Origin of the sequence: Rhodopseudomonas palustris HaA2, assembly GCF_000013365.1 — a bacterium.
GTDB classification, from domain to species: domain Bacteria; phylum Pseudomonadota; class Alphaproteobacteria; order Rhizobiales; family Xanthobacteraceae; genus Rhodopseudomonas; species Rhodopseudomonas palustris_J.
Genome location: NC_007778.1, coordinates 2209601 through 2219393, shown reverse-complemented (window position 1 = coordinate 2219393; position 9793 = coordinate 2209601). Strand labels below are relative to the sequence as shown.

Here is a 9793-nt window from a genome sequence, read left to right as displayed (position 1 = left end):
TATTCGAAAAGGCGGTGGCCCTGCCGGACATCCTGTTTTCGCGCACCAACCATTCCGGTTGAAGTGCTGCCCTTTGTTTTTTGGTCTTTGGTAGACTCGCTAACTACAATATTACCATCGAGCGTTTGACTCTCTTTCAAAACGAAACCACTTACAATACGGTCCGTTCGCTACAAATCTCCAAGGGGTGCAATGGTGGCCTGGTGGAAACGAAATAGACCGGTCGACCCTCAAGATTCGGCTCCTTTGATAGCAACAGAATCTCGTTTGTCGGGATCGTCGGAATGGAGTGAGCTTGAGCTGCAAGCCGAGATCAAACGTAGGCAAGAAGAAGCACGCAGGGTCGAAGCTGCCGTGCTCCGTAGACGACGAGAACAGGAGGAGCAGCTGTCTCGCGAGAAGGCCGCCTATGCGGCCGGCGTTTCACTTTGCACCGATCCTGATTTCATCAACTCCTTACTCAAGGACTTGAGACGCCGGATCTCTGCTGGAGATAAGCGGCCGCTAGATATTACAGATTTCCTTTGGTCGGCGCTTATCAAGAAGATCAATACGATCTCTGTCGAATGGAATCAGTCGCTCGAGGGGATGCGAGAAGCGCTGCCCGCCTCTTTGAAACCGCATGGTCTCAGAGTTATCGACTTCACTCATGAGTATGAGACAATCGAGGAAACCGAAAGCGGCCTCGGCGGTATATCGAGATCCACCGAAAAGCACACGATGAAAGGACTTGCTGTCACCTACTAGCACACTGGCCGACAATAAATTCCATTCAATTCGATATCGCCGGCCGGCGTGGTTCGCCAGCCCGTAGGATGGGTTGAGCTCTTGCGAAACCCATCGCCCCGATCGCTGCACATCATGATGGTTTTCGCGAAGGGCTCAACCCATCCTACGGCGCTTCACGATCGTTCGCCGAACGCGTCGCTTGGGGCGTCCATGTCGCCAGCCCAATCGATCGAATAGACGCCGCGCGCGACCATACGATGAAACGAGGAATGCGGCCAGTCCGCGACGCGGGCGACGTGGCCATGTTTCACAGGGTTGAAATGAATGTAGTCGATATGCCTCGCGAGATCGTCGTCGTCGCGAAGCGTATGCTCCCAATAGCGCCGCTGCCAGATGCCGCGTTCGGCTTTGCGCGCGCGGCTTTCGGAAATCCGTTCGCCCGTCGGTAGGCCGCGTGAGAACGCAGCCTTGATCAGCCGCCAGCGCGCGGCGAAATCGCGATCGCCATCGGGGAGCGTCCAGACCGCATGAAGGTGGTCGGGCAACACCACGATCGCATCGATCACGAACGGATGGCGCTGCCGCGTCTCGCGAAAGGCAGCGCGCAACAGATCGATGTGATCGGTCAGCAACCGCAGCCGGCGCTCCGCGAGATTGACGGTGAAGAAGAAGCGGCCGCCGGCGATGGCGTTACGCCGATAATTCGTCATCGAAAGGCCCGTGGTGCGGCGATGGGTTTCGCAAGAGCTCAACCCATCCTACACGATGGCTCGCGTAGCTGGTGACCTCAGAACCCGCATATCGCTTGGCTCATGCGGGTCCCCCGCTACTTCACCGCCGCCCGCATCGCCTTCCAGTCAAAACTCTTCGCCGTCGCCAGCGCTTCGTCTTCGCCCAGCCCCTTGAACGCCAGCGACAGCGCGGCGGCGGGGCCGAGGGCGATCAGGATGGTGCCGGACTTGTCGCTGGCCTGAAACGTTCGCGTCAGCTTGAAGCCGTCGATGGTCGCGGTGGTGGCCGGGCCGTGGCTGGCTTCGGTCTTCATCCCGGTGCCGCCGGCCGCAAGCCGGCTCTGCGCCGGCGCGCCGGCGAGCAACTGGACGCTGACATGGATCTCGCCGCGCGCGTAGCCGCGCTGCACCACCACAATCCGGCTGCCGCCGTCCTGCATCGCCATGCCGCCGAGCCTGCCGGCTTTCCAGCCCGGCAGTTCGACCAGAAGCGGCGCGTACGGCTCCAGCCCGTCCCCGGCGCGCACCGGGGACGACGGCGCCAGCGCCGCCGCGACCAGCGCCGGCAGCGCGACAGCCAAGCCAAACAGACGACGACGCGCGATCATCACACCCTCCGAATCCGAGACAGCGGCGGCAACCTAGCAAGGCCGCCGGCCGCGGCATTGATCTGAGTGCACGCTCGCCGAAGGTCGCAGCGATCCGACGGGCCGGCGTCGCCCCGCCGATCTCGTCGCGGTCGATCTGGGTCAACCCACCCTCGCGTGACCCGCGCGTCCTGCAGCCCATCGGGCGGATCAGCGCAGCGTCATCCGCCTTTTCTCCGGCACAAGCTCAGTCGCTCGGCGGGTTACGCCTTCGGCTAACCCGCCCTACGGTCCAGCTCACGCCAGAGAACCTGCTTTGCGTCCCGCCCTCCGCTCGCGCTACACATGAATATCCATCCCAGCCACCGCCCCGCTCATGCGCCGACGCACCCGTGACTACGGTCCCCGCCCCTCAACTGCCGCGCCGCGCCCGGTGCTGCTGGCGGCGGCGCGGGATTTCGTGCGGGCGGCGGCGCAGATCGAGGGCGTGCGGCGCATCGCCCTGATAGGCTCGCTCGTGACCGACAAGCCGGCGCCGAAGGACATCGACCTGCTGGTGACGATCGACGCGGCGATGGATCTCGACGATCTCGCGCGCACCGGCCGGCAGATGCAGGGCAAGGCCAACAGAGTCAATCTCGGCGGCGAGGTGTTTCTGGCCGGCGACGACGGCGTCTATCTCGGCCGCATCTGCCACTATCGCGAATGCCACACGCGCATGCTGTGTCGCGCACAGCATTGCGGCGCCCGCAATCATCTCAACGACGATCTGCACGACGTCACGCTGTCGCCGCAACTGATCGCCGAGCCGCCGCTGGAGTTGTGGCCGAAACTGATCCGCCGCACCGAATTGCCGGCCGATGTCGAGGCGATCCTGATCGCCGAGCTGCCGCGATAGCGAGCGTCGCCGGGAGCATAGCATGCCGGTCGCTGCGCGCCCTCACACCACCCGCAGCTGCGGCCGGACCCAGCCCTGGCGCAGTTTCGCCGCCAGGGCTTCGGCCTCCGCGAGGCTACTCGCGCTGATGAAAAAGGTCCCGCGCAGGCCGATCGGTTCGCGGACGATCGGACTGCAGACGATCTCGCCGCCTACGACGTAGTCGGCCGCTTCATCGATGATGTGCGACGTCAGCCGGTACAGGCGCGCGCCGATGTTCGGGGCCAGCGTCACCTGAACGTGAGGCGCGGCGACCGTCATGGTTGTGCCATCGGACACCGCGAAGGTGTGCTCGGCCACGGCCTCGATCGCCAGCACCTCGTCCAGCGCGACATCGATCCGCTCGCGCGGATGAACGATGGACATCGCGATACGGTCCTGTCCGTCGCGGCCGCCGGTAATCACCGAGAAGCTCTTCGTCATGCCATCCCCCAGCGAGCATCGCCGCCGGCATCAGCCGATGCGACGGCCTGGATTGTTTCCGTGCGATGCCGTTGCGGTGCTGCGCGAGTTCCCCACCGCCGCGCCCACCCGCGCGTTCGCTTCGCTCCACGCAGGCGACGACGCGACGCTCTCACGGCTCGCCGAAGCGTTGTTGCGTCCGACGGATCACCTCCTCGATCATCGGTCCGCTCTTCTGCAGCTCGGCGGCGATTTCGGTGGCACGATCCGGCGTGATCAGCGCGCCCTCTTCGCAGTCGAAGATGCAGCCGCCGGTGGCGTCGGCATAGGCGGCGGCCGCCAGATAGGCCGCCTCGCCGGCCGCCAGATCGGCGCCCCAGCGGAACGCCAGCGCGTGGCGCCAGCGATGGTCGAACGCGACGTCCTCCGCCTCGTCCATCAGTTCACCGGCGTCGAAATGATCGCATTCGAACGCCGTCGGTCGATCGCGCAGCACCGCCGGCAGCGCGCCGTTGAGCTCCGCGAACGGCCGGGCGGCGGAGAGACGCAGCGGCGCGCCGCGGCGATCGAGCGCCTGCTGCCAGTCCTCGATCGTGGTCAGTCTCTGGTCCGAGAACACGTAGATTTCCATCGACATGTCGGTTGCTCCTGATCCGCATCGGCGGCGCGCGACCGCGGTCCGGCGATGCGCGGCCTGCCGCCGAGCGATGACGTCGGCGACACCCGCAAAACGGTAAAATTCTTAACTACTCGCCCTTCTTGACAATCGGAACATATCATGAACAATTAGCTTGGCAAGTTTTCAAACGAAGTTTTTCTTGGAGGCGTCGATGTTGCTGTGGGTGCTGATTTCGTTACTTGCCGTTGTCGCCGCGCCGAGTCGGGCGCAGTCGCTGATCGACAAGGCCGCGCGCGACGAGATCGCCCGCGTCAAGAGCGGCGATCCGGAGATGGCCGCGGCGATCGCCAAGGCGCGCGCCGGGCTCGATGGGTTTCTCGCCCGCGCCGATCATCCGGCCGGCAATCAGCGCGACTTCGCGGTCAAGGTGAAAGTCCCGCTCGGCGCCAATGCGGAGTATCTGTGGCTGCGCCCGTTCGTTCGCGACGGCGACGGCTTCATCGGCCGCGTCGTCAACACGCCGCGCAACATCGCCAAACTGAAATACGGCGACCGCCTCGCCTTCGAACGCAAGGACATCGCAGACTGGTCCTACAAGCAGGACGATCGCGTGATCGGCAATTTCACCGCCTGTGTGCTGATCGCGCGCGAGCCGGCAAATCAGCGCGCCGCGTTCCGCGACCAATACGGGATCGATTGCGAGTGAGCATCGGGAGGACACTGGTCGGACGCGGCTGGCGTTCGACCGCCCCCCCACCATTCGCGTTCCCTTCACGAGGTGTTAACCAAGCCCGCAACGGCACCGAACTGATCGCTTGCATTTTAATTATCGCCTCGACAGCGACGAGGAGCAGACGATGAGCGAAGCGCTTCTGATCATGCCGAACATGCGCGGCGGCTGCGCGACGGTTGGTAGCAAGGTGCATACGTTGTTTCGCGTCAACGGCCGACGGCGGGGACTGGCGCAGCTGGAGCCGGACGCCGAAGCGGCGGCGGATCGCGATGACCAGAGCGCGAGCCACGATGCAGCGAAGACGTCGAGCCGGTAACGATCAGCTGGTCGCAAGGTGTAGCCCGGGTGAGCGAAGCGACACCCAGGTTGTTGCTTTGTGGCAGCCCCCGCATATCGCTGCGCTCATGCGGGCTACCGGCTTGCTACAGGCTTGCGGGCGACGGTCGCGTCGCTACACCCCGACCCGCTCCTTGACCCTCGCGCCCGGCGCAATCGTCGGCGGCGACGCATTCAGCTTCTCGATGGCGAAGCCCGCCGCGGCCTTGTAGCCGGCCATGAAGGCGGCGCGTTCGGCCGGCGGGATGACGTCGTCGATGTTCTCGAACGTGCCGCCGCAGCGCTCGTCGACGAGGTTCAACAGGCCGAATGGCCCGGCGCCGCGGTTGCGCAGGATCAGTTGCGAGATCGGGCCGCAGAGCTTTTCGTCGAACGCCGCGAGCGCGGCTTCGTTCGCGCCGTGCGCCACCATCGCGGCGCCGAGTTCGCGGGCGTCGATGATCGCCTGGCTGCCGCCATTGGAGCCGGTCGGATACATCGCATGCGCGGCGTCGCCGATCAGCAGCACCGGGCCGTCGCGCCAGGTCGACACCGGGTCGCGGTCGATCATCGGATTTTCGAATGCGCTGGTGGATTCGCGGATCAAGGCCGGCACGTCGATCCAGTCCCACACCCAGCCGTCGAAATGATGCGCGAAGTCGCTGGTCGGGACCTGCCGGAACCAGCCCTGTTGCTTCCAGCCTTCGCTGTTATCAAGCGTCACTTCGGCGATCCAGTTGATCATCGACAGCCCGGTCGCAGGATCGGGATGCGAGATCGGATAGATCACCACGCGCTGGCGATGGGTGCCGAGGCCGATGAAGGAGGCGCCGGAGCGGGTCGGCCTGCCCCAGGTGGTGCCGCGCCACATCACCGCGCCGCCCCAATGGATCGGCGGCTGATCCGGATGCATCTGCGCGCGGATGGCGGAGTGGATGCCGTCGGCGCCGATCAACAGCGCGCCGTCGACCTCGGCGCGGCCGCCATCGGCCTGCTCCACGGTCGCAGCGACGCCGTGGGCGGTCTTGCGATAGCCGGAGACGCGGCTTCCGAGCCGCACCGCATCCGGCCCAAGCCGCTTCACCACCTCGTCGTGCAGCAACATGTGGAAGGCGCCGCGATGCACCGCATATTGCGGCCACGCATAGCCGGCGTCCCGGCCGCGCGGCTCGGCGTAGATGTCGTTGCCGTTGAGGCCGACCAGCGCCCATTCCTTGGCCGGCAGGCCGACGCGGTCGAGATCGGCCTCGGTGATGCCGAGATCGCCGAGCTCGCGCACCGCGTTGGGCTGCAGATTGATGCCGACGCCGAGCGGCCGCATCTCGCGCGCCGCCTCATAGACCACGCAGGGCACGCCGATCTGATGCAGCGTCAGCGCCGTCGCCAGCCCGCCGATGCCGCCGCCGGCGATGATGACCTTGTCGCTCATGAGCACGCCCCAACCTGCTTCTGATTGCGACTTGCTGTAGCCAGCCACGACCGGCGAGGCAACCGGCCCGGTATCAAGAAGTCCGGGGAATGACCGACTTGACGACAGGAACAAATCGGAAACAAAATAGCAGCAGTTCCTTGATGCATTTGTTGTTGCTTGTTTCTGGAGGGCGCCATGACGCGCCGGACTTTTGCGCTGGCGGCCGTCGGGCTGCTGCTCTCGGCCCTCCCGCCTGCCGGTGCGGGCAATTTGCTCGAGCGGGTCGAGCGCGACGAACTTCGCTACGTGCCCGACGACGACCCGGTGATGCAGGCGGCGATCGCCAAGGCCCGCGCCGCCCTGCCCGACTTCCTGGCAAAGGCCGCGCGCCCGCGGATCAACCAGCGCGCCTTCGCGCTGAAGGTGGAGGTCAGGCTCACCGATGGCCGCAGCGAATTCCTGTGGGTCACGCGCTTCGCGAACCAGGGCGACGATTTCATCGGCGTGGTCGATAACGAGCCGCGGCTGGTGCCAAACCTGAAACGCGGCGGCTATCTGGTGTTCAAGCGCGACGAGATCGCCGACTGGCTCTATCTCGAAGGCGACCGGATGATCGGCAACGCTACGCTGTGCGCCATGACCGCCTCGGTGCCGGAGGACCGCCGCATCGCCCGCGAGCAATTCGGCCTCGATTGCGACGACGCACCATCCGCAGCGCCGCGATGAGCAACGCCGCCACCGCCCTGATCGTGACGCCGGAGGGCGACCATGTCACCGGCCGTTGCGCCTGCTGCGGCAGAGTCAGCCGCTGTGTGTGGGGCACCGTGTCGACCGACGATGCAGGCCTCGCCGCGTACTACGTGCACTGGAGCGTCGGCCACGTCGCCGAGGTCGGCGCCGATCTCGACCTGATCATCGGCCGCTGGGGCGACGGCACCAGCGCGGCGGATCGTTGCGTGGTGCGGCTGCATCACGTCGTGAACCCGGACGGGGTGATGGTGCAGGACGCCGCGATACGCGGCGGGCTCGATCGTCTGGTAACGCGAACGCTGCTGCGCGCCGAGGTGATCGGCACCCCGCTCGCCGCGGAGGCGTTCGCCATCTACGATGCGATCATCGTGCAGGATGCGCGGCTCGCCGAATTGCGAGGCACCGCGGCGTGACGATGCCCCCTGCCACGCTAGCGCCCGCCCCAGTATGCGCTCGCCTGCGTTCCGCCGCGCCTCGCCTAGCGCAGCCCGATCGCCAGACCGCTGAGGTCGAGGTTGGCGATCAGGCCGACTTGGCGTCCGGACAGTTCGAGCACGGCGCCCTTCTCGTTGCGCAGCACGATGGCGCGGGCGCCGACGCCGATCGCGGCGCCCGCCCCGGCGGCGCCGTAGATGCCGGCGACGTCGCTGGCGCTGCGGATGTTGCTGACGCGGCCGACCAGTTCGGCCTTGGAGCCGCCGAACACCAGCCCGTAGGACAGCCCGCCGATCGACAGCGGGTAGCGACGGCCGTTGAAGCTCAACGTGCCGGAGCCGCCCGAGCCGCCGATGATCCAGCCGCCCTTGAAGATGGTGAGCGCGATCCGGCCCTCCGCGGCGCGCGCCGCGCCGGCGCCGGCGGTCGCGGCCAGGATCAGGGCAAACGCAATTCCGAACAGTCGACGCATGGTTGTCTCCTCCCAATCGGCGCGCGGCCTCGCAGCCGGCCGTCGCGCGCCAACAGCGCGGCGATTCGATGCCGCGACCATAGCAGACCAGGCAATGCCGCAACGCACGATCGGCGCAACAACATGAGGCGCCGCTCGTTCGGCGCGGCACGGAGATGTCCCTGCAGGCGGCGACGGCAACGATGTGGCATCGCAGCAACAATGCCCCGGAAACGCACGTAGTTCACTATAAACGTCTTGGGTGGAACCCGTTACTGTGTTCTCTTTCGCACATACTCGATGGAGATCGATTTTCAATGGCTCAGCTTGGCTACGGTTTCGCCGTCCTCGTCGTCGCCTGCGGGCTCGGCAGCTCGATGGCGCTCGCGGCCGACATGGCCATGAAGGCGCCCGTGAAGGCGGTGCCCTACGCGCCCTCCCCCAGCTGGACCGGCCTCTATGTCGGCGGCCATCTCGGCGGCGGCTGGGTCGACGAGACCGCCACCTTCGTCAGCAGCACGTCGATCAATCTGATCGATCCGCTCGGCACCTCGTACCCGATCGATCACAGCGGCTTCCTCGGCGGCGTGCAGGCCGGCTACAATTACCAGATCCAGAACTGGGTGATCGGCATCGCCGGCGATTTCTCCTGGACCAGCGCCAAGGTCGATACCGTCACCGCCAGCCTTCTCGTTCCCGGCGCGCAGGTTCACACCCAGGCCAAGACCGACTGGTACGCGACCGCGACCGGCCGGGTCGGCTATGCCTTCGGCAATTTGCTGGCCTACGGCAAGGGCGGCGCCGCCTGGATTCACAGTGTCCATGGCGGCTTCGCCGATTTCGGCGCCGCCGGCATCGTCCCATTCAGCGACGTCACCACCACCCGCGCCGGCTGGACGGTCGGCGTCGGTCTCGAATGGGCGTTCGCGCCGCATTGGTCGGTGTTCGGCGAATACAACTACATGGATTTCGGCACCAGGACCTATACCTTCACCAATCTGGCGGACGGCGGCAGCACGTCGAATTTCGACGTCAAGACCAGCGTGAGCCTGGTGAAGGCCGGCGTGAACTATCGGTTCTGACGCCGCCGGCGGCCATCACGGCCGTCGGACACAATCGCGACGCGCACCTGCTCATGGGTCGTGACGGCCATCCGCGGTCGCCCGGCCGATCGCGAGGCGCGATCGTCGCCGCGTTGCGCCAGAGCGCCACTTGACAATAATCCTATTGAGATTATAATCCGCACCGTCCTGTCCGTGAGGGGCGCTTCGCGAGGCGTCGTACAAGCGGGACAGATCGGCGGGTTGGGTAACCAGCCCGGAACGATGGCCCGGCGAAGCCGACACTTGTCGGCGAAGTCGGGCGGACGCGGCGTCCTGCGCGCTGTGCCTCGCAAGCACACGTCCGGGAGGCTTCGGGGACCCGTCCGGGCCTACTACGAGGCTCTGCGACTTGTTAGTTCGCTGCACGGGGGCAGGCGAAGGCGGCGAAATCCGCCGGACCGTGGGGTTTCATTACCCTTGCCTGTCAACGGAAGCACGGGCCCGAAGACAAAAAAGCGCCGCGGTGGGCGCGCCGAGACGGCGTTGCGCGATGACTTCGCAAGTCATCGCGAGAACCACCACCAACCCGCGCCGACCGGCGCGCCCCCACCCCTCGCTGTGACAGCGACGGGTGCACAACTCGGGCTCAG

13 protein-coding genes are annotated in these 9793 nt (G+C 66.0%); 7 read left to right on the top strand and 6 right to left on the bottom strand.

From position 1 onward, the window contains the following. The first annotated feature begins 192 nt into the window (after positions 1–192). Positions 193–747: a hypothetical protein gene (locus tag RPB_RS09820; RefSeq protein ID WP_011440849.1), complete on the top strand. Its 555-nt coding sequence runs from the start codon at positions 193–195 to the stop codon at positions 745–747. A gap of 155 nt (positions 748–902) precedes the next feature. Here the strand turns inward: RPB_RS09820 and RPB_RS09815 are convergent, their stop codons facing one another. Then, positions 903–1439, bottom strand: coding sequence for an REP-associated tyrosine transposase (locus RPB_RS09815; protein ID WP_011440848.1), 537 nt, complete (start codon positions 1437–1439; stop codon positions 903–905). A 116-nt stretch (positions 1440–1555) separates the two neighbouring features. After that, positions 1556–2068, bottom strand: coding sequence for a hypothetical protein (locus RPB_RS09810; protein ID WP_011440847.1), 513 nt, complete (start codon positions 2066–2068; stop codon positions 1556–1558). A 355-nt stretch (positions 2069–2423) separates the two neighbouring features. Here RPB_RS09810 and RPB_RS09805 point away from each other — a divergent pair, with 355 nt between their 5' ends. Further along, entirely contained in the window at positions 2424–2945 is a 522-nt protein-coding gene (locus tag RPB_RS09805) for a DUF6932 family protein (RefSeq protein WP_011440846.1), read from the top strand. Between the two features lie 42 nt (positions 2946–2987). Here the strand turns inward: RPB_RS09805 and RPB_RS09800 are convergent, their stop codons facing one another. Next, positions 2988–3407, bottom strand: a complete 420-nt coding sequence (locus RPB_RS09800; protein ID WP_011440845.1) for a hypothetical protein — start codon at positions 3405–3407, stop codon at positions 2988–2990. A gap of 151 nt (positions 3408–3558) precedes the next feature. Beyond that, the gene (locus RPB_RS09795; protein WP_011440844.1) at positions 3559–4023 is read right to left on the bottom strand and encodes a hypothetical protein; all 465 of its coding nucleotides are present in this window, start codon (positions 4021–4023) and stop codon (positions 3559–3561) included. Positions 4024–4216: 193 nt separating this feature from the next. Here RPB_RS09795 and RPB_RS09790 point away from each other — a divergent pair, with 193 nt between their 5' ends. Beyond that, entirely contained in the window at positions 4217–4711 is a 495-nt protein-coding gene (locus RPB_RS09790) for a DUF2314 domain-containing protein (RefSeq protein WP_011440843.1), read from the top strand. Between the two features lie 151 nt (positions 4712–4862). Continuing rightward, positions 4863–5054, top strand: a complete 192-nt coding sequence (locus RPB_RS09785) for a hypothetical protein (RefSeq protein WP_157038796.1) — start codon at positions 4863–4865, stop codon at positions 5052–5054. A 135-nt stretch (positions 5055–5189) separates the two neighbouring features. On the opposite strand, the gene RPB_RS09780 is transcribed toward RPB_RS09785, so the two are convergent. After that, on the bottom strand, positions 5190–6482 hold the full coding sequence (locus tag RPB_RS09780; protein WP_011440841.1) for a flavin-dependent oxidoreductase: 1293 nt from the start codon (positions 6480–6482) through the stop codon (positions 5190–5192). 177 nt (positions 6483–6659) lie between these two features. Here RPB_RS09780 and RPB_RS09775 point away from each other — a divergent pair, with 177 nt between their 5' ends. Together RPB_RS09775 and RPB_RS09770 are read left to right on the top strand one after the other, a co-directional pair. Further along, complete coding sequence (locus tag RPB_RS09775) at positions 6660–7190, top strand: DUF2314 domain-containing protein (RefSeq protein WP_011440840.1); 531 nt, start codon at positions 6660–6662, stop codon at positions 7188–7190. Further along, positions 7187–7627, top strand: coding sequence for a hypothetical protein (locus RPB_RS09770; protein WP_011440839.1), 441 nt, complete (start codon positions 7187–7189; stop codon positions 7625–7627). Before RPB_RS09775 ends, RPB_RS09770 begins: the two co-directional genes overlap by 4 nt. Before the next feature lie 65 nt (positions 7628–7692). Here the strand turns inward: RPB_RS09770 and RPB_RS09765 are convergent, their stop codons facing one another. Then, positions 7693–8121, bottom strand: coding sequence for a hypothetical protein (locus RPB_RS09765; RefSeq protein WP_011440838.1), 429 nt, complete (start codon positions 8119–8121; stop codon positions 7693–7695). A 296-nt stretch (positions 8122–8417) separates the two neighbouring features. Between RPB_RS09765 and RPB_RS09760 the strand changes: the two genes are divergently transcribed. Continuing rightward, the gene (locus RPB_RS09760; RefSeq protein WP_011440837.1) at positions 8418–9182 is read left to right on the top strand and encodes an outer membrane protein; all 765 of its coding nucleotides are present in this window, start codon (positions 8418–8420) and stop codon (positions 9180–9182) included. The last annotated feature ends 611 nt before the right edge of the window (positions 9183–9793 follow it).

Excerpts from the sequence above, each read along its gene's own strand:
- RPB_RS09820 (WP_011440849.1), top strand. The coding sequence starts at position 193 with ATGGTGGCCTGGTGGAAACGAAATAGACCGGTCGACCCTCAAGATTCG.
- RPB_RS09815 (WP_011440848.1), bottom strand. The coding sequence starts at position 1,439 with ATGACGAATTATCGGCGTAACGCCATCGCCGGCGGCCGCTTCTTCTTC.
- RPB_RS09810 (WP_011440847.1), bottom strand. The coding sequence starts at position 2,068 with ATGATCGCGCGTCGTCGTCTGTTTGGCTTGGCTGTCGCGCTGCCGGCG.
- RPB_RS09805 (WP_011440846.1), top strand. The coding sequence starts at position 2,424 with ATGCGCCGACGCACCCGTGACTACGGTCCCCGCCCCTCAACTGCCGCG.
- RPB_RS09800 (WP_011440845.1), bottom strand. The coding sequence starts at position 3,407 with ATGACGAAGAGCTTCTCGGTGATTACCGGCGGCCGCGACGGACAGGAC.
- RPB_RS09795 (WP_011440844.1), bottom strand. The coding sequence starts at position 4,023 with ATGTCGATGGAAATCTACGTGTTCTCGGACCAGAGACTGACCACGATC.
- RPB_RS09790 (WP_011440843.1), top strand. The coding sequence starts at position 4,217 with ATGTTGCTGTGGGTGCTGATTTCGTTACTTGCCGTTGTCGCCGCGCCG.
- RPB_RS09785 (WP_157038796.1), top strand. The coding sequence starts at position 4,863 with ATGAGCGAAGCGCTTCTGATCATGCCGAACATGCGCGGCGGCTGCGCG.
- RPB_RS09780 (WP_011440841.1), bottom strand. The coding sequence starts at position 6,482 with ATGAGCGACAAGGTCATCATCGCCGGCGGCGGCATCGGCGGGCTGGCG.
- RPB_RS09775 (WP_011440840.1), top strand. The coding sequence starts at position 6,660 with ATGACGCGCCGGACTTTTGCGCTGGCGGCCGTCGGGCTGCTGCTCTCG.
- RPB_RS09770 (WP_011440839.1), top strand. The coding sequence starts at position 7,187 with ATGAGCAACGCCGCCACCGCCCTGATCGTGACGCCGGAGGGCGACCAT.
- RPB_RS09765 (WP_011440838.1), bottom strand. The coding sequence starts at position 8,121 with ATGCGTCGACTGTTCGGAATTGCGTTTGCCCTGATCCTGGCCGCGACC.
- RPB_RS09760 (WP_011440837.1), top strand. The coding sequence starts at position 8,418 with ATGGCTCAGCTTGGCTACGGTTTCGCCGTCCTCGTCGTCGCCTGCGGG.